Annotated in this window: 24 protein-coding genes, 2 pseudogenes and 1 other annotated feature (1 of these 27 only partly in view); of the genes and pseudogenes, 21 read left to right on the forward strand and 5 right to left on the reverse strand. The window is 33.2% G+C overall.

Features of this window, described 5'->3' with window-relative positions:
• Window positions 1-6 precede the first annotated feature (6 nt).
• The 12 genes and pseudogenes from F9279_RS01575 (at window position 7) to F9279_RS01630 (ending at window position 9,083) form a co-directional block, all read left to right on the forward strand.
• Window positions 7-576, forward strand: a complete 570-nt coding sequence (locus F9279_RS01575; RefSeq protein WP_152110867.1) for a GNAT family N-acetyltransferase — start codon at window positions 7-9, stop codon at window positions 574-576.
• An 872-nt stretch (window positions 577-1,448) separates the two neighbouring features.
• On the forward strand, window positions 1,449-2,015 hold the full coding sequence (locus F9279_RS01580) for a hypothetical protein (protein ID WP_152110868.1): 567 nt from the start codon (window positions 1,449-1,451) through the stop codon (window positions 2,013-2,015).
• Window positions 2,016-2,220: 205 nt separating this feature from the next.
• Window positions 2,221-2,448 (forward strand): hypothetical protein, encoded by a 228-nt coding sequence (locus F9279_RS01585; RefSeq protein ID WP_226793100.1) that lies wholly within the window; start codon window positions 2,221-2,223, stop codon window positions 2,446-2,448.
• Window positions 2,445-4,208 carry a hypothetical protein gene (locus F9279_RS25505; protein ID WP_226793102.1) on the forward strand — a complete coding sequence of 588 codons (1,764 nt, stop codon included), beginning with the start codon at window positions 2,445-2,447 and terminating at the stop codon, window positions 4,206-4,208. Before F9279_RS01585 ends, F9279_RS25505 begins: the two co-directional genes overlap by 4 nt.
• Before the next feature lie 6 nt (window positions 4,209-4,214).
• Window positions 4,215-4,466 (forward strand): hypothetical protein, encoded by a 252-nt coding sequence (locus F9279_RS01595; protein ID WP_152110870.1) that lies wholly within the window; start codon window positions 4,215-4,217, stop codon window positions 4,464-4,466.
• Between the two features lie 474 nt (window positions 4,467-4,940).
• Window positions 4,941-5,717 (forward strand): recombinase family protein, encoded by a 777-nt coding sequence (locus tag F9279_RS01600; RefSeq protein ID WP_152110871.1) that lies wholly within the window; start codon window positions 4,941-4,943, stop codon window positions 5,715-5,717.
• A 156-nt stretch (window positions 5,718-5,873) separates the two neighbouring features.
• A pseudogene (locus F9279_RS01605) lies at window positions 5,874-6,953 on the forward strand (IS110 family transposase).
• A gap of 138 nt (window positions 6,954-7,091) precedes the next feature.
• Entirely contained in the window at window positions 7,092-7,337 is a 246-nt protein-coding gene (locus F9279_RS01610) for a hypothetical protein (protein WP_226793104.1), read from the forward strand.
• A 1-nt stretch (window position 7,338) separates the two neighbouring features.
• Window positions 7,339-7,689 carry a transposase gene (locus F9279_RS01615; protein WP_152110873.1) on the forward strand — a complete coding sequence of 117 codons (351 nt, stop codon included), beginning with the start codon at window positions 7,339-7,341 and terminating at the stop codon, window positions 7,687-7,689.
• A 479-nt stretch (window positions 7,690-8,168) separates the two neighbouring features.
• Window positions 8,169-8,575 (forward strand): annotated as a pseudogene (locus F9279_RS26045) (methyl-accepting chemotaxis protein).
• A complete protein-coding gene (locus F9279_RS25515) occupies window positions 8,530-8,835 on the forward strand; it encodes a hypothetical protein (RefSeq protein WP_152110874.1) in 306 nt (101 codons plus the stop codon). Before F9279_RS26045 ends, F9279_RS25515 begins: the two are co-directional and overlap by 46 nt.
• 65 nt (window positions 8,836-8,900) lie before the next feature.
• Window positions 8,901-9,083, forward strand: a complete 183-nt coding sequence (locus F9279_RS01630; RefSeq protein WP_152110875.1) for a hypothetical protein — start codon at window positions 8,901-8,903, stop codon at window positions 9,081-9,083.
• Between the two features lie 148 nt (window positions 9,084-9,231).
• On the opposite strand, the gene F9279_RS01635 is transcribed toward F9279_RS01630, so the two are convergent.
• Window positions 9,232-10,026, reverse strand: a complete 795-nt coding sequence (locus F9279_RS01635) for an SMI1/KNR4 family protein (RefSeq protein WP_152110876.1) — start codon at window positions 10,024-10,026, stop codon at window positions 9,232-9,234.
• A 123-nt stretch (window positions 10,027-10,149) separates the two neighbouring features.
• Between F9279_RS01635 and F9279_RS01640 the strand changes: the two genes are divergently transcribed.
• The 3 genes from F9279_RS01640 (at window position 10,150) to F9279_RS01645 (ending at window position 11,815) form a co-directional block, all read left to right on the forward strand.
• Window positions 10,150-10,584 carry a hypothetical protein gene (locus F9279_RS01640; RefSeq protein WP_152110877.1) on the forward strand — a complete coding sequence of 145 codons (435 nt, stop codon included), beginning with the start codon at window positions 10,150-10,152 and terminating at the stop codon, window positions 10,582-10,584.
• A gap of 558 nt (window positions 10,585-11,142) precedes the next feature.
• The gene (locus tag F9279_RS24855) at window positions 11,143-11,283 is read left to right on the forward strand and encodes a hypothetical protein (RefSeq protein ID WP_193224392.1); all 141 of its coding nucleotides are present in this window, start codon (window positions 11,143-11,145) and stop codon (window positions 11,281-11,283) included.
• 124 nt (window positions 11,284-11,407) lie between these two features.
• Window positions 11,408-11,815, forward strand: coding sequence for a GNAT family N-acetyltransferase (locus F9279_RS01645; protein ID WP_193224393.1), 408 nt, complete (start codon window positions 11,408-11,410; stop codon window positions 11,813-11,815).
• A gap of 483 nt (window positions 11,816-12,298) precedes the next feature.
• Here F9279_RS01645 and F9279_RS01650 read toward each other — a convergent pair whose 3' ends face one another.
• Both F9279_RS01650 and F9279_RS01655 read right to left on the reverse strand, forming a co-directional pair.
• Window positions 12,299-12,487 carry a hypothetical protein gene (locus tag F9279_RS01650; RefSeq protein ID WP_152110879.1) on the reverse strand — a complete coding sequence of 63 codons (189 nt, stop codon included), beginning with the start codon at window positions 12,485-12,487 and terminating at the stop codon, window positions 12,299-12,301.
• Window positions 12,488-12,634: 147 nt separating this feature from the next.
• Window positions 12,635-12,982, reverse strand: coding sequence for a hypothetical protein (locus F9279_RS01655; protein WP_152110880.1), 348 nt, complete (start codon window positions 12,980-12,982; stop codon window positions 12,635-12,637).
• 394 nt (window positions 12,983-13,376) lie between these two features.
• On the opposite strand from F9279_RS01655, the gene F9279_RS01660 reads away from it, so the two are divergent.
• The 3 genes from F9279_RS01660 (at window position 13,377) to F9279_RS01670 (ending at window position 16,977) form a co-directional block, all read left to right on the forward strand.
• Entirely contained in the window at window positions 13,377-14,129 is a 753-nt protein-coding gene (locus F9279_RS01660; protein WP_152110881.1) for a DeoR/GlpR family DNA-binding transcription regulator, read from the forward strand.
• Window positions 14,126-15,031 (forward strand): 1-phosphofructokinase, encoded by a 906-nt coding sequence (gene pfkB / locus F9279_RS01665; protein ID WP_152110882.1) that lies wholly within the window; start codon window positions 14,126-14,128, stop codon window positions 15,029-15,031. Before F9279_RS01660 ends, pfkB begins: the two co-directional genes overlap by 4 nt.
• A gap of 68 nt (window positions 15,032-15,099) precedes the next feature.
• A complete protein-coding gene (locus F9279_RS01670) occupies window positions 15,100-16,977 on the forward strand; it encodes a fructose-specific PTS transporter subunit EIIC (protein WP_152110883.1) in 1,878 nt (625 codons plus the stop codon).
• Between the two features lie 142 nt (window positions 16,978-17,119).
• On the opposite strand, the gene F9279_RS01675 is transcribed toward F9279_RS01670, so the two are convergent.
• A complete protein-coding gene (locus F9279_RS01675; protein ID WP_152110884.1) occupies window positions 17,120-17,746 on the reverse strand; it encodes a LysE family transporter in 627 nt (208 codons plus the stop codon).
• A gap of 236 nt (window positions 17,747-17,982) precedes the next feature.
• On the opposite strand from F9279_RS01675, the gene F9279_RS01680 reads away from it, so the two are divergent.
• On the forward strand, window positions 17,983-18,381 hold the full coding sequence (locus F9279_RS01680) for a VOC family protein (protein ID WP_152110885.1): 399 nt from the start codon (window positions 17,983-17,985) through the stop codon (window positions 18,379-18,381).
• A gap of 337 nt (window positions 18,382-18,718) precedes the next feature.
• Window positions 18,719-19,231, forward strand: a complete 513-nt coding sequence (locus F9279_RS01685; protein ID WP_152110974.1) for a DUF3231 family protein — start codon at window positions 18,719-18,721, stop codon at window positions 19,229-19,231.
• Window positions 19,232-19,437: 206 nt separating this feature from the next.
• On the opposite strand, the gene F9279_RS01690 is transcribed toward F9279_RS01685, so the two are convergent.
• Window positions 19,438-20,718 (reverse strand): MFS transporter, encoded by a 1,281-nt coding sequence (locus F9279_RS01690; protein WP_152110886.1) that lies wholly within the window; start codon window positions 20,716-20,718, stop codon window positions 19,438-19,440.
• A 169-nt stretch (window positions 20,719-20,887) separates the two neighbouring features.
• On the opposite strand from F9279_RS01690, the gene F9279_RS01695 reads away from it, so the two are divergent.
• Window positions 20,888-21,541 (forward strand): MOSC domain-containing protein, encoded by a 654-nt coding sequence (locus F9279_RS01695; protein WP_152110887.1) that lies wholly within the window; start codon window positions 20,888-20,890, stop codon window positions 21,539-21,541.
• Between the two features lie 48 nt (window positions 21,542-21,589).
• Window positions 21,590-21,649: a binding site (T-box leader), on the forward strand (it continues 187 nt past the right edge of the window).

Raw genomic sequence — 21,649 nt, forward strand, 5'->3', positions numbered from 1 at the left:
GTAAATGTGCAGCATGAATTTCATACGGAAAGACTTTTTTTACGACATTGGAAGGAAACGGATTATAAAGATTTGTATGAATATGCCAAGTTAGAAGAAGTAGGACCACTTGCTGGTTGGGCTCCTCATGTAAATGAAGCACAAAGTAAAGACGTTATTAATTACTTTCTAAAAAAAGCCGATTCTTATGCAATTGTTCTAAAAGAAGAAAATAAAGTGATTGGTAGCATAGGATTTCATCAACGTTCTCCTGATCCTAGTCTTTCACATCTATCTCAAAGAGAAATTGGTTTTGCATTAAATCCTAGCTATTGGGGAAGGGAATTGGTTCCAGAGGCTGTATGCATGTTCATTAAATATGGATTCGAACAAATGCATTTAGATTTAGTGTGGTGCGGACATTTTGATTTCAACTCAAATTCCCGCAGAGTTACTGAAAAATGTGGATTTACTTTTCAATTTAAAAGACAACAACGATTTAAGATTTTTTCTAATAAACTTGTTACAAGTTTGTACTATAGTATAAGTAAGGAAGATTATAAGGAAAAGTGGTATACAAGGATAAAAGTTACCTGAGCAAACATAATTGCTTAGGTTTTTATTTTTTTGGCACAGTTCCATATTAGTCTACTAATCCATAAAAAAAATCGCTTACTAGAAGCGATAAAAAAGAAACAAGGATTTTTGGTCAATCAATCGTTATCCCATATATAGTGTGTTTATGGAAATGAAATACTATATATTGTGATTTGATAGTATCATATTATTTTGTATTTTTCAATTATTTTATTTTTATATTTTTATTCTAGTATTCGTATAGATTTTTGAGTATACTTTATGAATTTCTTCTAGCGATTGGTGGAAGATTGGCAGAATATTTCTCTAACTGTTATCAGAAATAAATGACGCTACCTCTCACATCATGCACCATTATACATTCTAATGAACCGTCTTAAAACATGCACAAAGAAATGACGTTTTCTTTCACAGTATGCACAGATTATAATATTAGGTGACTTATTTTAAGGAAAAACAAGATAAATTACCTCTATATAAATACTAAGTTAACAAAATTATTATAATGGTTTATCACCTTAGATACTAATAAAAGGAGAAACATGCACAAAAACAATAAATCATTTAATAATGACGTCTCCTCTCACCTAAACATGCACAAAAATTTGTGCATGTTTTAGGCTTTTTTCTAAGATCTCCATTCTAACTAACCAAAAAACCTTAATATATAGGCGATATGCTGCCTTATAAAGAAGGTTGTGATTGACGTTTCCTGTCACACAAATATTTTTTTGGGAATTTTTCATCCCTTGTCCCCCAACGGTTTCAAGGTTTTGTGCACGTTTGGAAATTCGCTAATTAAAGAGGGGAATTTAGTGACATAGGACTTTGCTATACTAAGAAAATACCAAAAGTATGAGGAGGGGAGAAGCATGTCTAAAAATAAAATCGCTATTGATGGGTTTCGTATGCACCAAGCTATCTTAAATGAGTTTCGTTTTATAAGAGATGAGTCCTTCTCCCGTCCAACTGCATCCAGTTACGTGGTCTATTTAACGATGTTTAAACAATTAGAGTTAGAAAACAACAGCCGTGGCATCTTAAGAGAATATAATTTAGCCTATTGGTCTAAAAAACTCAATATCTCCTATAGTACCCTTTATAGTGGAAAGTGCTGGTTAGAAAAAAACCATTTTATCAAGGATACCATTGATCATGCTGGCATGCCTGTTACCATTTTGAAAGATGTAGAGAAGTACAACAAGCCAGAAGAAGGGAATGAATTAAACTACTTAATCATTCCAAGTGCATTACTAGAAACAAACATCCTAGCAGAGTTTGTGCGTACTTCCAATCCAGAAGCTATTGAACTCATTTTCTCTTTATTAAATCAATTCCGAACTGGTTTCTCTAAAATGCAAGGAGACTCATTTGAGTCAGTGAAAATGAGTTGTACCATTAAAACGTTAAAAGAGAGTTTCCTATTTATAAGGCTATGAAGTAGTAAAGTTTATTACAGATTTAAGGATAGTAAATTACCATCAATATCAGGTGATTCATCTAATGATAAAGACAGTACCTAAAGGATTTAGCTATTTTTTACCATACAATTTCCATTTTGTTCATTTATAATTATATATATGTGAAAGACCAGGAAGGGAAGTGAGAGATTTGAAACATAGAAAGCAGTTAATAACACTCGCTATGGAGAGTGCAACGCAGATAATAGTCTTTTTATCAAATGGATTAAAAGTTAGATACCGTCTGGCAATCGATGAATTTGCAGATTTAGATCTTAAGGCTGAATTCGTCCTTTTAAGAAGTTTATTATACCTAAGGGCAAAGAGTTTGGAAGACATTCATGCACTGGGAAAAAAGATACTAGCTACAGATGAAAAAGTAGGCAAGATGATTCAGATTGGTCAGTCATGAAGAGAGATATACAAATCAATTATGTCGTCCTAGATCAGATTATCGAACAGCTGCATACATACAAGAATGCCATACATCAGATGGATGACTCTCTAAAGATTATTGCTGGGTATGTAGAGAATAACGAAGGAAAAAGTCTGGATGCTTGGGATGATCGGATGCAGAAGTCGAAGAAGCACATTAAAAGCTATGAAAATCAGATAGATGACCTTCTAACCTTATTTGAGAACTATGTGAGTGATTCTACTGCCTATATTAGTCCGCTTTCGAGAAACAGTATGATGAGGGTGGATTGCAATGATATCTGGTGGAATCTATCACAGATGGAATCGGGTTTAAATAGTCATCTCCTTCGTGCAAAACTAGAAACAAATAAGTCCCCGAGCTTTTTATTCAGTATGTTTGACGATGTGACGCCAGAAGAAAAAGAGAGAAGCAGCTATAATAAGCAACGGATAGAAGGTATACGAAGTGACCTGAACTCTACGAAACGAATACTGGAACAGAAAATGGAATCATTATGGGATCTTTATGATTCGAAAGTGAAGAAGTTTGAGAATGTAGATGATGATTATGCCAGCAAAGCCAATGCGGTTAAGAAAACTTATACAAGTTTCTTAGAAGGAGTTGGGGATGTTGTTTCGGGAACGGCTGAAGGAGCTTGGAACTTCGTAAAAGGTCTAGGTGTAGCTATCTACGAAATAGCAGAAGGGCTAATCAGTCTAGTGGTAGATGCAGGAATCATTGCCACATCAGGTATTATTCCAGACTCCGTGGAACCAGAATTTATTAAAAATGCTTCCACTACCAGAATAGAAACCTTTAATGAAACGCTGGAGCAAATTATAGATGATCCTATTATCGTCCTAGAATCTGTAGCTCAATCCATATCAGACACGACAGAAAAAGAAGGGATTATGTACGTAGCCGGAGGGGCAGCAACTTCTCTTATTCCGTATGTAGGACAGACTAAATATCTTAAACTACTAAAAGTGGATAAAGGGACCCCTATCAAATCAAATGGAGTATCCCCGTCCATTGCGATAAAAACAAAAGAACTCGTTCAAAACAACAAAGTATTTGAAGGAATAAAGAGAGAAACGGTACAATGGTATAGAGACGTAAAATATAGTGGAAACAAGTTGGTTCAAGATGTGAATCACTTCCTTGGTAGAACCTTAATTCCTAACCATAACTTACAAGTGGGTATGGCGAATCAAGTGCCGATTAATGTGTTTAGTCGGTCGGCTGTGGAGGATCGGATTGATTCGGTTGTTTTTCGGTTTGATGGGAAGAATCAGAATAAAGGAACCGGGGATGGTACTAAGGGTACGGGTAATTCTATACAATATGCTGAAACTGGTGGAAGAAATATATCCCCAGAGCAGTTCTTTAAGGAAGAAGCTATTGCAGAAGAAATGTATGAAAAATTTAGAAATCTAGGAACAGAAGATGTGAATGCAATTGCTAAAAATACAGGCTTTTCTGTTGCTAGAATACAAAGGATTAAAGATCATGTTTTTAATAACTCTCATATAAAGGATTATGGAGTTGGGAGATTTGATCCGGATTACGAACTAGCTCAAGCATGGCAAAGATTGATAGATGGGAAACAAGTAGATTCTGATATACAATTATTACATCACGAAATTTTCGAGTCAAAATTTGAGGGTATATTCCAGACTAATTATAGAACAGCTCATGACAAAACTATAGAATCTGGAAGACCATGGAATTGGGAGAAAAACTATGAGGAGTGAAGATTCATGGCAGTTTATGTTTTAATGTTGAAGGAATTTGAGGATGAAGAGAGGGTGGTTTATCAATATGGGCCGAATGAAGATTTAATGGGACGAATTGAATATGATAAAATAAATGGAGTTATCAACCAACTATCGCAAATTGATTCACAAGAGTTCGCTGATGAATTTTTCTTTAAGAGAGCAGGAAGACGACTTTCAAGAATGATTATTAAAGAAAATCAAAATTTTGTTGATCGAACAACTATTGAATCTTAATTGCCTGCTTATGATTTTATAAATTTTTTATTAGATATAGGTATTTAAGAGATATAGCACAATATAAGGACCTTGATTGGCTAAATGCCTCTCAAGGTTTTTTACTTTAATTTATATTAAAACAGTTGATAATTGAGTGAGACAATAAGAAAATGTTTTGCTTGAGAATCGAGAGCTCATGATGGTAGTACCATCATGGAGTTTGGTTTTAATACTCGGATAAAGTGACAAGTACGATAAATAGGCGAGATGACATTTTACAAGGCAGGGGTAGTTATTATATGGAGTGGGTAAAAAACTAACGAGATTGACAAAGCTCGTGGCGATAAACAATGGATAACGTGAAAGTGTTTGCTTGTGCTACCTTGGCTTAAAGTTTTGGGTTGTATTTTTACAAGAGAAGGTCGTATAATACTCGCTATTCGTTAAAAAGCGTTACGAAAATTACAATTTATGTAACGGGAGGGTGAAAAGTTGAACGTTGTTGGGTATATACGAGTCTCAACTCAAGGGCAGGCAAGAGATGGATATAGCTTGAAATATCAAGAAGAGGAAATTAAAGCATATTGTAAGGAACAAGGCTTAAACTTGATACATATTTTTAGAGATGAAGGAATTAGTGGCGCAAAACTAAATGAAGAAGCATTCGAAATAGACAGGGTGGGCTTACAGGAGATGTTGACTCACCTTTCGTCTGTCCAAATTGATTATGTGGTGGTGCTGAACACAAGCCGATTATGGCGGTCAGATATTGTAAAAGTGTTGATACAAGGAGAGTTGAAGAAATTTGGTTGTGATATTAAGAGTATTGAACAACCATTTTACAGTATCCATAAGAAAGACCCGAACGACTTTTTGGTCAACGGATTAATGGAGTTATTAGACCAATACCAACGGCTTGAAATTGCCCTAAAACTAACGAAAGGCAGAAACAAGAAAGCGAAGGAAGGTGGATATGCAGGAGGAAGAGCGACATTTGGCTATATCAAACAAAAGGGTGATAAAGAACTAAAAATACATAACGGGCATGCAGAAGTAGTAAAAAGATTATTTCAACTTAAACAAAAATATAAGAATTGGTCACTGTCTAGGTTGGCAGAAGCATTGAATGAAGAAGGGTATCAAACAACCCAAGGGAAAGCATTTACGAAAGTACAAGTGAAGCGAATATTAGACCGAGAAAGTTTTTATCAAGGGATATATACATACGGGCAAATACAAGCAAATGGAAAACATGAAGCAATAATTTAGAAGTTACTTAAAAAAGGGACTCATTTTCTTATATATTCCTATGTAAAGATGAAAATGGATAGGCTTTCGTACCAATGCGTACCGGATAGTGAACGTTCGAACTAAGGTTGCCGGCATTTTCATTCAATAATTGACAACTGAATAGGAGGATGAACCATGCATGAAAAACAGAAACACATTTATGTGGGTGTAGACTTGCATAAGCAACACCATGTGGCAGTGGTCATTAATTGTTGGCAAGAGAAGCTAAAGGAAATAAAATTTGAAAATAAACCGTCTGCCTTCCCAACTTTTTTATTGGATATTGATAAACTAATAGAAGAAGGAATGACACCTGTATTTGGTTTAGAAGATGTAGGTGGCTATGGACGATCGTTAGCACAATTTTTAACCGATCAAGGACAGGTTGTTAAAGAAGTAAACCCAGCTCTTTCATACGCTGAACGAAAAAGCCATATGACCACACAAAAAAGTGATAGCTGGGATGCAGAATGTGTGGCACGCATTTTGTTGAACCAACTGAACCATTTACCTGACGCGAAACCGAATGATTTATTTTGGTCAATACAACAATTGGTCACTAGAAGAAATGCATTGGTGAAAGCACAAGGTGCTTTAAAGAACCAACTACATATTCAATTGAACCACCATTATCCTAGCTATAAAAAGTTTTTTTCAGAAGTGGATGGAAAAACAGCATTGGCTTTTTGGGAACGTTATCCTTCACCGTCTTGTTTAGAAGGTGTGAGTATAAAACAATTAACCACCTTCTTATTAGAAGTGAGCAATAATACGTGTTCGGTGAAAAAAGCCAATGAAATACTGAAGCTAATGAAAGAGGATGGGAATACAACAAAAGAACATCAGAAGACAAGAAACTTTTTGGTAGAAAGTACTGTGCGCCATATTTTATTTGGAAAGCAGGAAATAGGCAAGGTGGAAAGAGAATTAAAAGAGTTAATGAGTTTACTAGACTTTCAGCTAGACTCCATGCCAGGCATCACGCTATATTTTACAACCTCGCAGTCCAACAAGTGCAAGTAGCAAAAGGAAGTAAACTGCCACGTAACGCAGTGTTTTATGCTTACTACCAAAAGAAACTAAAAGAAGGAAAAACAAAGGGGCAAGCATTGGTGTGCATTATGAGAAGGCTTGTGAATATTATTATATGGCATGATGAAGCATAAAACAGCCTATGAATTACCGATAATAAAAGAGAAAGAAATAGTTTTATAAAGTTTTAGATAGGTTGCTTTTTTATTAGCAGCTTTTAAGATTACAACATAGGGTACGGGTAAATATCAAGTTGGAGCATATATAGATATTAAAGGAGTAGAAGGACTTGATGCCCATCATGCAGGACAGAAGGCAGCAATGAAAAAATTAGTAGATAATTATGACTTAAATACGGCACCTGCAATTAATGTTCCAAAGGTGGGTCACACCATTAAAGGACCTAATGGAATAGTTTCTAGAAGTACAAAAGGAATAGATGATCCTAGACAGTTATTGGCAAGAGATATTAGGGAACTTAGAAGAGTCTATGATGACATACCGAATTCTACTTTAAAAGAACTTATAGAATTAAACAAAAAAATGTATCCAGAAATGAGGAAGTAAAATGAATGATATTTTTGTTAAATCACTTTATGAGACTATCGTTAAAGAGAACCTTCAACTATACAAGAACTTGTATGAAACAACGAATGTTACTTCTAAAACAGATGATTATTGGAAAAAAGCTATTGGTTTTTACAATAGTTTAACTGACGAAAATAAAGATACTTTAATGAGAATAATTGAACAAACCATGATTGATACAATTTCAAACATGCTAGGTGTAATTGATGGAAGTTCGACTTTAAAAGATTGTTCGTTAGAACCTAAATTACTGCTCGATTCTATTGATACGGACGGAGAACTGCAAGATTCGTTTTTAGAATTCATAGAAGCAAGAGATAGTAACAGCTAATTGGATTTTTTATTACAGAGGTCTTGATAAAGAGCACAGTTAAAATATAAATAGTTTAAACGAATTCAATCACCTTGAATGGCTAAATGTCTTTCAAGGTTTTTTATTTTAATTCATATTAAATTAGCTGATATATGAGTGAGAAAATAAGAAAATAATTTGTTTGAGAATCGAAAGCTCATGATGGTTGTACCATCATGGAGTATCGGTTTAATACTTGGATAGTAAAAAAAGTGCGAAAATTAGGAGAGATGACATTTTACATGGCAGGTGTAGCCTATGACATGGATTGTCTAACAAACTAACGAGATTGACAAAGCTCGTGGCGATAAACAACAGGTAACGTTAAAGGACGTTCTTTTACTGCCTTTGGCATATAAATTTTGGGTTGTATTTTTACAAGAGACGGTCGTATAATACTCGCTATTCGTTAAAAAGCGTTACGAAAATTAAAGTTTATGTAACGGGAGGGTGAAAAGATGAATGTTGTTGGGTATATACGAGTCTCCACTCAAGGGCAAGCGAGAGATGGATATAGTTTGAAATATCAAGAAGATGAAATCAAAGCATATTGTAAGAACAAGGCATGAGCTTGATACATATTTTTAGAGATGAAGGAATTAGCGGTGCCAAACTAAATGAAGAAGCATTGGAAGTTGACAGGGTGGACTTACAGGAAATGTTGGCTCACCTTTCTTCTGTCCAAATTAGTTATGTGGTTGTGATGAATACTAGTATTTCTGACGAAACAAATTTACTCTCTCTTAATGCAGGAATAGAAGCTGCGAAGGCAGGGGAATATGGAAGGGGCTTCACAGTTGTAGCGGACGCATACGTAAGTTGTCAAAGGAAACCAAGGATTCAGTATCAGATGTTTCTTCCTTAATTTCAAATATTAATTCCCATGTAGAAAAGTTCACAAATATTATCTCAAAAATTGGTAAGGAAGTAGAGAATGGCAATATTAATATGCAAACGACAGAAAACCTTTTCAATCAAATATTACATGCAATGAGCGAAACAATGTTGCAAAACAATAAGATTCAAAATAAGATTGTTAAGATTGTAAAGGAAGTAAACGATATAGGGGAAGCGTTTGAAGAGGTTACTCTCTCTGCAGATAATCTAAAAACGATTATTAATTAATAGTTGATAAAATCAAACATTAACTAAAATTATGTTTTTAATAAATAAAATATTAGTGTGACCGCTTGAAACTAAAAGGACAATTATTAGCTCTTATATTTAGAAGAGCTGAGGGTAATGAACAAAGCCTTGAACCCACAGATGAGGTAGCTGAAAACCGAATACAAATAAATCAACAAGATATAAGTAATATAACAAATGCAATTGAAATAGTGAAAAATCTAGTTGGGAACAACAAAGAAGCTTAAATAGTACGTTTACACAAGTAAAAGAGAGTGTTCAAGATATTCAAAGAAAAGAAGGAGTTTCTAGAAATACTATTTATAAATAGGAAGAATTAGAGGAAGTACAAACATAAACTGCCCTATTTGTAGGGTAAGGTACAAAAATTTATAATTACTCATTTAGATAATTGTTAATTAACATCAAATATGTTTTAAAGCTTTGCTTGTCACTTTCTTCAAATATTACCTGGATTTTATCTATAAATTCTTTAGGAACGTTATATCCATCAGTTATTACACTATAAATTTTTTCTCCCGCATATTCAACTACTATAGAATCATTATGTTCAAGTAAGCTGTTAATATTATTAAGGTACTCAAACAAAACTTCTTCCTCAAAAATCTTATCATGATATGCTGCTAACCCAGTTATAATATTGTCAGTATTTCCACTTCCAATTAAATCTCTAGCTTCTTCCAAGGTAATTGTAATAAAACCATCTTCTTCGTCATCTTCTTCCACTTCTTGAATATATAAGTTTTCTAACATTTTTTCAAAGGAATCATAAAGTGGTATTACCAGATCTTCATCTGTTCGTATAAATATAATCTTAGGCTCTTCTGAACTATTATAATCAAGAGCTAGCCATTCATGTCCATCTCCACTTAATAAAATTATATTTTTCCTTTTGATTTCCCATTCCTTAACGAAATAATCTGTTTCCATGATTCCTTCATTCTTATTAATCCCTAATAAGTGATCTATTAAAATAAAATTATCATCTTCCCAGCGATTAAGAGAAATAGGTAGAGTGTTATAAAGTAAGTATCCTCCATTCTTTTTCTTTAATAAATCAATATATGCTTTGGGAAGTTTTACTTTAAAATGATTTTCTGCAAGATCAATTTCTTTACTAGTTAGCTTATTTAAAGTATAGCTACTTTCTTTTTCTTTCCAAATATTCATAAAGTTATATCTCCTTTATCCAAAAAAGTATTTATTTTTACTAAAAATGTTATATTATGTATTTAAATGTAATATACTTACTTATTACAATAATATATCAATTTCTATTAAAGGGAAGAGTCTGTGAAAAAATTCTTAACAAAAATTACAGCGTTTTCATTACCGTTTTTATTAATTTTAAGTTTTTTAAATGTGAATTACACTAATGCAGCTAGCTCAAGTGAACCACAAATCCATCTACAAAATCCTGATATAACTGAATCGGAATATATACTTCAGGAACCTTCTGACACAAAAAGTTACGAAGAAATTAATATAGATGAATTAGAAACTATACCGCCTGAGTTGTTAGAAGATAGCGATATAGACAGTATTAATGAACCACATGAAGAAATTATTGATATACCTGCTTCAAAAGACGAAATTCAATATGCAACTAAAAATAATAACCCCCCATATGGAGGAGCTATTTGCAGAGACCTACAACAAGAAAAAATGTTAAAACAGGAAGAATTGAGGTTCAGGTCTTTAAACCAAATAACGCTAAGGTATACTTAGCAGTTAAAAATGGAGCTTTAGCTGGTAAGGTCCACTCAGTTACCACGATTCCGTTCAATTCTCAAGGGTTTCCTGTTTTTCCTGGACCAAAGTCTACAGTACCATTTAAATATTGGAAGTCTTTCATTTTAACTGTATGGAATCTAATAAAAGCAGAGTGTAGTGAGTAATGTCACAATAGAATAAAATCATGATATGGCCAATATGACGAAAGAAAAATGAGTAGAATTGAAAATGGAGGAGTTACATATTGGGATTTAGCAGTAGATGAAGATGTATATATATTTATAGTTTCGTGGTGATCGTTTAAAGGGAAATAAAGAAAGTATATCGGGGTTATTTTTAAAACTATTGCAAGTTTATAAGAAGCTTAGGAAGTAATTGTCGAAATTATAAGTGAGATATAAATTATATGTTATTTTTAGACGAAACATTCCATTACATTGAGAAAATGTCTATAATTTTTATAGAGGTACAAATATTAACTCCGTTTAATATGTTAGATAAAGATGAACTATTTAAGGAGTGATGATTGTGTGTTGTGAGGAGGAAGAAGATATGATGACAAAACCAATTGAATCAACAATTGTATCAGAAAAAGAATATGCGAAATTTACAGACATGATAATTAACCCTGCAAAACCTAGTAAATTCGTTGAGAATATGTTTAAACATTATAAAGAAAAAAAAGATAAATAATAGGTATTTATGTTCGATAATATATCTGAGGAATATCTAAATATTAACAACGTTGAGAACTTGCAGGATTTTCAATGTAAAGATGAAATTCAAGTTGAGAATTTTCTCAAAGAAGAAGCTTATAATGGAAAGAAATTTAGTTAGAACCCGGTTATTCTTCGATCAGGATAAGAATCTAATCGGGTTTTATTCATTGTTTAATGATACTATAAAAATGAATAAGCAAATGGACATAGCGTTACCAGATAGAGTCAAAGAGACTCCGGCAATTAGATTACATTATATAGGAGTAGATAGTAGATATAGAAAAAGATACTATGGAGTTTATATATTAACAGCTGCCTTATATCATAGTGCTAAGATATCTGAAATGAGTGGTTGTGCATTAGTAACTGTTGAATCAACTGAAAAGGCATGTTCATTTTACGAAAAATTTGATTTTATTTATATACGTCCAAAAGAATCTTATTATTCATATGCACTAAATACCAATTACCTAACTCACTTTTTAGAAGAAAATGATTCTAATTAATAGTGAGTTTTTGTGTGAAATCAAAAGAATTACATATCGTCAAGTAGTATAGTGTAGAAGTGAATAAAACATATGATTGGTATAAATACTATGATAATAAAAAATAGCTCAGCCCTGCCAAAACGGTAGCAGGGGAAAGCTATTCTTGGACGTATATTACCAGCTCTACAATATCGGTAGCGGAGAAAGTAATATCATAAATTTAAAATTAACTATAACATTTACGTACAAGTAGTCAAATGAATTTACATTAGTAAGTTTCGAATATACAGACTTATCTATAAGGGATTTGAGAGTTATGCTTCAATATCCGAATACATGATACAGCAATTATTAGGTTATAATGACAAAATCACTGGAATTAGATGCAATACTTATCTATTAAACTAAACTTTTAATTATTATCAATAATATAATTATGTAAACTATGTCTAAATATTTGTTTATGCGAATTTAAAATATAGCATAAATTGAATTATTGAATCAACGTCGTATAAAGATAAAAATCATTCGAATAAAAGATATTAACCACTTAACAGCATAGAAAATAGGTATCATTAACAATGATATTCCAAAGAACATGGCAAGAACAGATGGTTTATTCCATCCATAAACAGTCAATACCAATCCAGTTAGTGCAAAAAGTAAAAATAAGACAATCAACCAGTTCATTTAATCACCGCTTAATATACTATACACGAAATATTTGGATAATCCTTTTTTATAATGGAATATCATAACAAAAAATTCACAAAAACAGGGATCAGAATAATTATTCTGATCCCTAAGTGTTTTAATACCATGTACTTTATAGCTTTATTAAAATAATAGTGCCATATAAAACAATAGTATAAAAGCAATACCAAATATAGATAAATATTTAGACCATAGAGGCGACAATTTTTTTGCTTTCTTATTCTTACCAAAGCCAAGAAATTGTAAATGATTCTTATATAGTACAAAGTAGATAAATGCAAAACCAATGTGTTGAAGTATATATAATCCTGTTAAATATTTTTGATTGTTTAAGAAACTGGCATCAGGAAACGAGGATCCTGTTATTAGTTGAATAATGGCGTCATTTAAAGTTCCGAAAATAGCAAACAAGACGACAACTGTAATTAGAATTTTAATAAATGTAAGGTAATAGGAAGAAATATTTTTCATGCTGTTGAGTTCCTTTTCTTAAGTTTGAATGATTTTGATTGGTAACTGCCATGGTATATCTATCATGTCCTATTCTATTTTTAATAGGGTTAGAGTTATATATTCAAATCTAGTGAAGATACCCAAATTTAGCAATCATATGTCATAGTGAAAAGGATAACATAAAGTAGTAAATTTGTTAAATAAATTCAAGCTTTACGGATAAAATAAAAGAAAAATAGTTTGATTTTTTAGTTTGAATATTTAGATATAATCAAAAACATTCACAAACTACTAAAAGTATGATATTATTTGGTTGTTTTTGAAAGAAAATGCTTGCTATTTGAAATCGTTTACAGTATTCTAAGGATACAAAGACAACACATACTCAGAAAGAAAGGGAGGATGTGAAAAAATGTTAACACCTGAAAGGCATGAACTTATACTAAGGCTTTTAAAAGAACAAAGCGTTATAAAAATTCAAGAACTAATTGACTTAACCAATACATCTGAATCAACCATTAGAAGAGATCTTACTCAGTTAGAAGAAGAAGGATTTCTAAAAAGAATTCATGGAGGAGCTGCTAGGTTACAAGGGAAAATTAGTGAACCGAGCATGAGTGAGAAAGCATTCAAAAACCTTCATGAGAAAAAATTAGTAGCAGAATATGCTGCTGGTTTGGTAGATGAAGGGGACTGTTTATACCTAGATGCTGGGTCTACAGTAACAGAACTAATTCCTTATTTAAAAGAGAAAGATATAGTGGTTGTAACGAATGGACTAATGCATTTGTCCCATCTATTAGAAAATGGTGTGAGAACATACCTGTTAGGTGGATATGTAAAAGAAAGAACAAATGCACTTGTTGGTCGTGGCGCAATGTTAAGTTTAGATAATTATCGTTTTGATAAATGTTTTCTGGGGGTTAATGGTATACATGCAGAGTTTGGGTATACTACACCAGATCAAGAGGAAGCTATGGTTAAAAGAAGAGCTTTAGAATTATCAAGAGAAGCGTTTTTTATTACAGATGACAGCAAGTTTTCAGAAGTCTTTTTTGCCAAAATTGCTGATTTGCATGAAGCTTCTATTATTACAAACGTCCTTGATGAAGAAGTGAGCGAGATCTATTCAAGCAAAACTACTATAAAGGTTGTGAAGGAATGATCTATACCCTAACTCTAAATCCTTCTGTAGATTATATTATAGAGCTACAGGAAGTAGATTTAGGAGCACTAAATCGTATTGAAACAACAAGCAAATTTGCTGGTGGTAAAGGTATTAATGTTTCAAGAGTATTAAAAAGAATGGGTGTTACTAGTAAAGCTCTTGGTTTCATAGGAGGTTTTACAGGTAACTACATCAATAATCAATTGTTAGAAGAAAGTATCGAGACAGATTTTGTTGCCGTAGAAGAAGATACGAGAATTAACGTAAAGATGAAAACAGATACGGAAACAGAACTAAATGCTAGTGGTCCTTTTATTTCAGAAGAAAAGTTTCAAGAATTGAAGAATAAGATATCAGCACTTACTTCTGAAGACTTACTAGTTTTGGCAGGAAGTGTACCATCAACTCTGCCGAAAACTACTTATGAAGAACTAGTTAAAATATGTCAGAGTAATAATGTTTCTTTTGTAGTAGATGCTGAAGGAGAATTATTGAAAGCTGTTCTTCCTTATCAACCATTCTTAATTAAACCAAATCATCATGAACTTGGAGAGTTATTCGGAGTAACGATAAACACACCAGATGAAGCTGTACCTTATGGGAAAAAACTTCTGGAAATGGGTGCTCAAAATGTGATAGTCTCTCTTGCTGGAAATGGAGCAATGTTCATTAACCAGCATGATGTATTTATTAGTACCGTACCAAAAGGGCAAGTACAAAGTTCTGTTGGAGCGGGAGATAGTATGGTTGCAGGCTTTTTAGCTAAATATCAAGAAACTCAAGATATGAAGGAAGCATTCAGATATAGTATTGCATCTGGAAGTGCAACTGCATTTTCTATTGGATTATGCACGAAAGAAAAAGTCGAAGCTTTATTACCACAAGTAGTTATACAATAAACGGAAATCACTTTGTAAAAAAAATAGAACAAAGTGAGTAAATGATTAATTTAAGGGAGCGTTATTTTATGAGAATTACAGAACTATTAACGCAAGATACTATCCTTTTAAATATAGAAGGAAATGGAAAGCTAGAAGCGATCAACCAATTAGTTGATACATTATACACAGCTGGTAAATTAACAGATAAAGAAGAATATAAAGCAGCTATACTAAAAAGAGAAGAGCAAAGCACAACTGGAATTGGAGAAGGAATCGCAATACCTCATGCTAAAACAAAAGCAGTAAAAACACCTGCTATCGCATTCGGTCGTTCCGTAAGTGGTGTTGATTATGAATCGTTAGATGGTCAACCAGCTAACTTATTCTTCATGATTGCTGCACCAGATGGGGCTAATAATACACATCTAGAAGCATTATCTAGATTATCTACATTACTTTTAAAAGAAGAAGTGAGAGCTAAGCTATTAGAAGCAACTTCAAAAGAGGCAATTATTTCAGTTATTGATAGTTACGATGTAGAAGAAAAAGAAGAAGAACAAAATATTGCAGATAAAAAGAACTTTATTGTAGCGGTTACAGCATGTCCAACAGGAATCGCTCACACTTACATGGCTGCAGATTCATTAAAAGCAAAAGCTGCTGAACTAGGAGTAGACATTAAAGTTGAAACAAATGGATCAGGCGGAGCGAAAAATGTATTAACAGACGAAGAAATTAAAAATGCAACTGCAGTTATTGTTGCAGCAGATACAAAAGTTCAAATGGATCGTTTCAATGGTAAGCATGTAATTGAAACGCCAGTAGCAGATGGTATTAGAAAGCCAGCAGAATTAATTGATCGTGCTCTTAAGCAACAAGCACCAGTATACCAAGGTGGATCTTCTAGCTCAAATTCTGATCATGCAGGGGAGAAAAAAGGTATTGGAAGCCAAATCTACAAACATTTAATGAACGGTGTATCTAATATGCTACCATTTGTTGTAGGTGGCGGTATCTTAATTGCAATCTCGTTCATGTTTGGTTACAACTCTTCTGTTGAAAGTGATCCTACTTACAATGCATTTGCAGCAGTAATTAAGTACATCGGTGGAGATAATGCATTTGCTTTACTTGTACCAGTATTAGCTGGATTTATTGCGATGAGTATAGCTGATCGTCCTGGTTTTGCACCTGGTATGGTTGCAGGTTTTATGGCAGCACAAGGTGGAGCAGGTTTCCTTGGTGGATTAATTGGTGGTTTCTTAGCAGGTTATTTAGTTGTAGGTCTGAAAAAGTTATTAGAAGTGTTACCTAGATCTTTAGAAGGAATTAAAACGATACTATTATATCCATTATTAGGTATTTTCTTAACTGGAATGATTATGAATTATGTGATTATGGACCCTGTTGCAGCTATTAATACTGGCTTAACAGAATGGTTAACAGGTCTTGGAACAGCAAACGCTGTTATATTAGGGATTGTTCTTGGTGCGATGATGGCAATTGATATGGGTGGCCCAATCAATAAAGCAGCTTATGTATTTGGTACAGGATTAATTGCTAACGGCGTTTATGAGCCTATGGCAGCTATTATGGCTGGAGGTATGGTTCCACCATTAGCAATTGCATTAGCAACATTATTATTCAAAAACAAATTCTCAAAACGTGATAAAGATGCAGGTTTAACAAACTTCATTATGGGATTATCTTTCATTACAGAAGGAGCAATTCCATTTGCAGCAGCAGATCCATTACGTGTTATCCCTTCAGTTGCAATCGGTGCAGCAATCACTGGTGGTTTAACAATGCTCTTCGAAATCGGACTACGTGCTCCACATGGTGGTATCTTCGTATTCGGATTAGTTGACGGTAGTGCATGGTTATATCTACTGGCAGTAGTAATTGGTGCAGTTGTTGCAGCAGTATTACTAGGAATATTAAAGAAACCAGTAGAACAGAAATAAGTCTTTTGGGGACTGCTCATTCAAAAAGAGCGGTCCTTTTTTATGCAAAAATAGAGTCTCCGTAGCCTAGTATATTAATATCTTTTTCTGAATAATAACTTTAATTACTTCGTTTTCTATTGTATTGATATAAAAGAAAGAGCTATAAAGCTATTATACCTTGATATCCAAAATATAAACCAAATCCAATTAATGAGATGCCAGAAATAATGGAAATAAGAATTAAGCTTTTAATAGTCAGTAATTTGCGAAAACCTGAAGTTAATGCAGCAATAAGAACATCCCATAGAGTGAGACCAAGAAAAATCATACTACTATAAATAATAAGTATATCCGTTCCATTCATCTGAGCTGTTTTTGCCAACACTGAACCATATATTCCTAGCCAAAACAGGATGGAAAGAGGACTGGTTATGGACATAATAAAACCTGTAAGAAAACATTTAAACAAGGATTCCTTTTCTCTGCTATGAATCAATGTAATTTGATTTGCATTTTTGATGCTTTCAATCCCTGTGTATATAAGAATGAATCCACCAAAAAGCCAAAGGAAAATTTGCACCACATGAATTTCAAGAAAATGAACCATCCCAAAATAAACCATCATCATAAAAATTCCATCTGCAATCATAGAGCCTACCCCAACAATCCAAGCATGCCAAAAACCATTTTTTATTCCTTTGTCTAGTCGCGCGGAATTTACTGGTCCAATTGGTGCTGCTAAAGTAAACCCCAAGAATATGTAACCAACTAAAATACTAATATTCAAGAATCAAACACCACTTTTCTTAGTAACAACTTGTACATCTTATGAAAAAGTAATTAAATACATGTCAAAAAAATGTAATAAATTATGCTATTTATAAAGTCCAAATATAGGAGGGACGTTCTAAAAAAAAGAGGATAGGCACTTCTTAACAATCTGTTCTATATACTGATTGAAGTAGCATGAGTGTATCATTCTTATTGAAAAAAAGTATTAAACTAACGAGAGGATGGAAGTGAATGTGGGAGACAAATAAGATTTTTCATCTAGCAATTCCCTGCCAGGACTTAGAAGCAACAATAGATTTTTACGAAAAGCTTGGGTGTAAGCTAGTCAGGAAGTCTCATGATAAGGTAGCTTTCAACTTTTTTGGTGATCAATTGGTTTGCCACTTAAATCCAGATAAGATTGATTTTGAGCCCAAAATGTATTCACGTCATTATGGACTGACATTTTTAGACAGAGAAGATTTTAATCAAGTTTTAGCAAATGCAGAAGAACGTAATTTACTGTTTTTTAAAGATGCTATGGTACATCACCAAGGTAAACAAGGAGAGCATATCAATTTTTTCTTAACGGATCCATCGAATAATCTACTTGAATTTAGATATTTCCCAGAGGGTAGTTTAGCCTATTAAATAAGAGGTACACTTTGGAAATTTCATTGATAAAGAAAAAACTTACATGTGGAACCTTGATTCTAAAAGGGATCAAGGGTCTTTCGCTTATCTCTTCTACTATTAGCTATTGTAGGTAAGATTAACAAGGAAACTTGATACGTCTGAGATAAGAAATGATAGTTTTTTACATCAAGCAATTATAAAGGGGTATTTTAACTATAAGTTACAAAAAAATCATAAATATTAATATGGAAATTACATAATTCTTTCGAATGCAGACAAGCTATAAAAGTGCTTAAAGGCTATTGGCACTTAAATAGCAGTGAATCTTTTAGATTCATCTAGGAGGATAATGATGGGAATTTTATCTGGAAATCCAAAAAAAGAACCTTTACATTATGGAGAAGTATTTGATATTTGGGCATCTCAACAAGTTGGAAATAGCATGATTGCAGGTTACCAAACAATGCTGAACCATGCAGGAGATGAGGATTTAAAGAAATTATTATTAGAAGCAATTGAAACTTGCCAGCAAGAAAAAAAGCAGATCGAAGAGCTATTAAAAGAAAATGGCATTGGATTACCACCTGCTGCTCCAGAGCCTCCGGAAGCTTGTTTAGAAGATATCCCAGTAGGTGCGAGATTACCAGATCCAGCAATTGCTGCAACACTTTCTGCTGATATAGCTGCAGGATTAGTTACTTGCAGTCAAGTAATGGGTAAATCTATTAGAGAAGACGTTGCGATGATGTACGGTCAATTTCATAACGAAAAGGCTTCTCTTGGTGCAAAAGTACTCCGATTGAATAAAGAAAAAGGATGGCTTATCCCACCACCACTGCACATAAATAAACATAGTGATTGTTAATTTTTTTAACACGGTTATTTCTTTTAACCGTGTTTATTTGTATACAAGTAAATCCTATTTTAAGTAACATAAATAAACCACATGTACGAATGACCCCGGAATTTATATAGAAAGTCAATCTAATTTTGCAAAATAAAGAATAAAGAGCAGAAGGAATTCAAATCATTCCTACTGCTCTACCTCATAATAATTTTCTTATTTATTACTTACTCTGTCTCACTGCCATCATCAATATCTTTTAACCGAAAGAACGCCGCGAGTGCTGCAAGCAAAGTTACTCCACATAATATATAAAACTGTATATGACTGATATGCTTCATAAATAGGGCCATTAAAGGAGGACCTGCAGCTACTCCAATAAAACGCATCGAGCTATATAAGCTTGTTAACGTTCCTCTTTCTTCTTTCTCAATTCCTTCTGTTATCAGAGCATCCAGTGGAGGTAAGCTTCCACCAATTCCGATTCCAGCTATAGTTAAGAAAATAATGATGAACCACATATTATCAGAAAAATTTAAAGCAATCGTTCCAATTATAATCAATATTAACCCTATTACGGTTATCCATCTCATTAGATTTTTATCTTTCTTTATCTTTTTTCCTGTAATAAAGGAAGTGATGCACAATGCGCCTAATGGGATAGCTAAGTATAAGCCTTTTTTAATATTTTTAATATGGTATGTTTTCTCTAGAATATTTGATAAGTAAAACATTTCTGCAAATAAAACAAACATGACAATGGCTCCAATTAAGAAAATGGCATACAGCCATTTTTTATCTTGTTGGATTACTTCTTTTGTATGTTTAATAAATTCTTTAAAAGGCAATGGTTTATCTTTATTTTTAGGAGATTTAACAAAAATAAGAATGAGAATGATGGATAGCAAACAAAACACTGGAATAGACAAGAAAGGAATATACCAGATAAATCCTGCTAGTACAGCTCCTAATATGGGGCTTAATACTTTTCCAAATGTATTGGCCGTTTCAATAATGCCTAGAGTGCTACTTACTTCTTCTTCATTCTTAAACAAATCTCCTACTAGTGGGAGTACTATTGGAAATGCACCAGCAGCTCCTATTCCTTGTAGAGCTCGTCCGATTATTATAACCCAATAACTGTTATCTAACATCCATGCGGCAATACCTGCAATAGCCCCACCTATACCAGCTATGATTAAACTAGGTATGATTACTTTTTTTCTACCTATATGATCTGATAAATATCCTGCTACTGGTATCAGTAGAATAGCTAAAAAAGAATATACCGTAATAATCATGCTTACTTGAAAGGAAGATACATTTAGTTGTTTCTCCATAGAAGGTAGCACAGGTATTAACATACTATTACCAAGTGTCATAACTAATGGTATGGATGAAAGGGAAAATACAGCCATTTTTGAAACTTTAACATTCTTTTTCTTAGCTGTTTTTTGTACTTTCTGCGAGATATCTTTAAGTTTTTTATCCTCATTCACATAGTCCATGAATTTCTCCCTGCCTTTGAAGTAATAACTATATTTAATATGTTCCATTCAGAGATAATTTACTTCTTTTTACAATATCCAAAAAATGGACAATGTAGGGGATTTTCATTCTTTGCTATCACATTTTATGTTATGATATTGAAATAAAAGAGAGTGGCGGTGACAATATTTGACTAATATAGTGGCATTAAGTGTTGGTAAGGAAAAGGAATTTTTATGGAGAGAAAAAGCAATTGTGTCAGCTATTGGAAAAACTCAGGTGAAAGAAGTGAAGCTAACAGTAGATGGTTTTGTTGGGGATGGTGTAGCAAATCCTTCTTTTCATGGTGGACCTGATCGTGCCGTTTGTTATTATCCCTTCGAACACTATGCAAAATGGGAAAAAGAATTTAATACGAAGTTAAAACCACCTGTTTTTGGTGAAAATGTATGTGGGACGGGTTTTATAGAGAAGGATACATATATTGGAGATATATTTTCTTTAGGAACTGCTGTTGTACAAATAACACAAGGAAGAATTCCGTGCTCTACTATTTCTCAATTTAACGGCATTAATACTTTCTTACCAAAAATAGTGGAAACATGTTTAACTGGTTATTTCCTTCGAGTTCTAGAAGAAGGAATCGTTCGGGAAGATTCAGAACTTCAGTTAATTGAACGAATGCAAGAAGAATACAACGTTTTGGAAGCAACAAAGATAATGCTACTTGATAAAAAGAACTATGCTGCAATGGAGAAGCTTTTATTGATTCCATCGTTAGCAGAGGATTGGAGAAATAGATACCAAAAAGCAATGAGCAAGCTAGAAAAAATTTCTGAGTAAAAAGCATTGACTTTTTCTTCAGATACAAATATTATGTAATTAACATATTAATTGGCAGTGATGAAGAGTAGTACCTTTAGTTGATACCAAAGAGAGCTGGTGGTTGGT

The sequence above is a fragment of the Bacillus sp. B1-b2 genome, assembly GCF_009183415.1.
Lineage (GTDB): Bacteria > Bacillota > Bacilli > Bacillales > Cytobacillaceae > Niallia.

Coding starts and splice junctions, on each gene's coding strand:
- F9279_RS01595 (WP_152110870.1), top strand. CDS start 4,215: ATGGCAGTTTATGTTTTAATGTTGAAGGAATTTGAGGATGAAGAGAGG.
- F9279_RS01635 (WP_152110876.1), bottom strand. CDS start 10,026: ATGAATATTTGGAAAGAAAAAGAAAGTAGCTATACTTTAAATAAGCTA.
- F9279_RS25505 (WP_226793102.1), top strand. CDS start 2,445: ATGAAGAGAGATATACAAATCAATTATGTCGTCCTAGATCAGATTATC.
- F9279_RS01660 (WP_152110881.1), top strand. CDS start 13,377: ATGTTAACACCTGAAAGGCATGAACTTATACTAAGGCTTTTAAAAGAA.
- F9279_RS24855 (WP_193224392.1), top strand. CDS start 11,143: ATGATGACAAAACCAATTGAATCAACAATTGTATCAGAAAAAGAATAT.
- F9279_RS01690 (WP_152110886.1), bottom strand. CDS start 20,718: ATGGACTATGTGAATGAGGATAAAAAACTTAAAGATATCTCGCAGAAA.
- F9279_RS01650 (WP_152110879.1), bottom strand. CDS start 12,487: ATGAACTGGTTGATTGTCTTATTTTTACTTTTTGCACTAACTGGATTG.
- F9279_RS01645 (WP_193224393.1), top strand. CDS start 11,408: ATGGAAAGAAATTTAGTTAGAACCCGGTTATTCTTCGATCAGGATAAG.
- F9279_RS01685 (WP_152110974.1), top strand. CDS start 18,719: ATGGGAATTTTATCTGGAAATCCAAAAAAAGAACCTTTACATTATGGA.
- F9279_RS01615 (WP_152110873.1), top strand. CDS start 7,339: ATGAATGATATTTTTGTTAAATCACTTTATGAGACTATCGTTAAAGAG.
- F9279_RS01680 (WP_152110885.1), top strand. CDS start 17,983: ATGTGGGAGACAAATAAGATTTTTCATCTAGCAATTCCCTGCCAGGAC.
- F9279_RS01655 (WP_152110880.1), bottom strand. CDS start 12,982: ATGAAAAATATTTCTTCCTATTACCTTACATTTATTAAAATTCTAATT.
- F9279_RS01580 (WP_152110868.1), top strand. CDS start 1,449: ATGTCTAAAAATAAAATCGCTATTGATGGGTTTCGTATGCACCAAGCT.
- F9279_RS01670 (WP_152110883.1), top strand. CDS start 15,100: ATGAGAATTACAGAACTATTAACGCAAGATACTATCCTTTTAAATATA.
- F9279_RS01585 (WP_226793100.1), top strand. CDS start 2,221: ATGGAGAGTGCAACGCAGATAATAGTCTTTTTATCAAATGGATTAAAA.
- pfkB (WP_152110882.1), top strand. CDS start 14,126: ATGATCTATACCCTAACTCTAAATCCTTCTGTAGATTATATTATAGAG.
- F9279_RS01610 (WP_226793104.1), top strand. CDS start 7,092: ATGAAAAAATTAGTAGATAATTATGACTTAAATACGGCACCTGCAATT.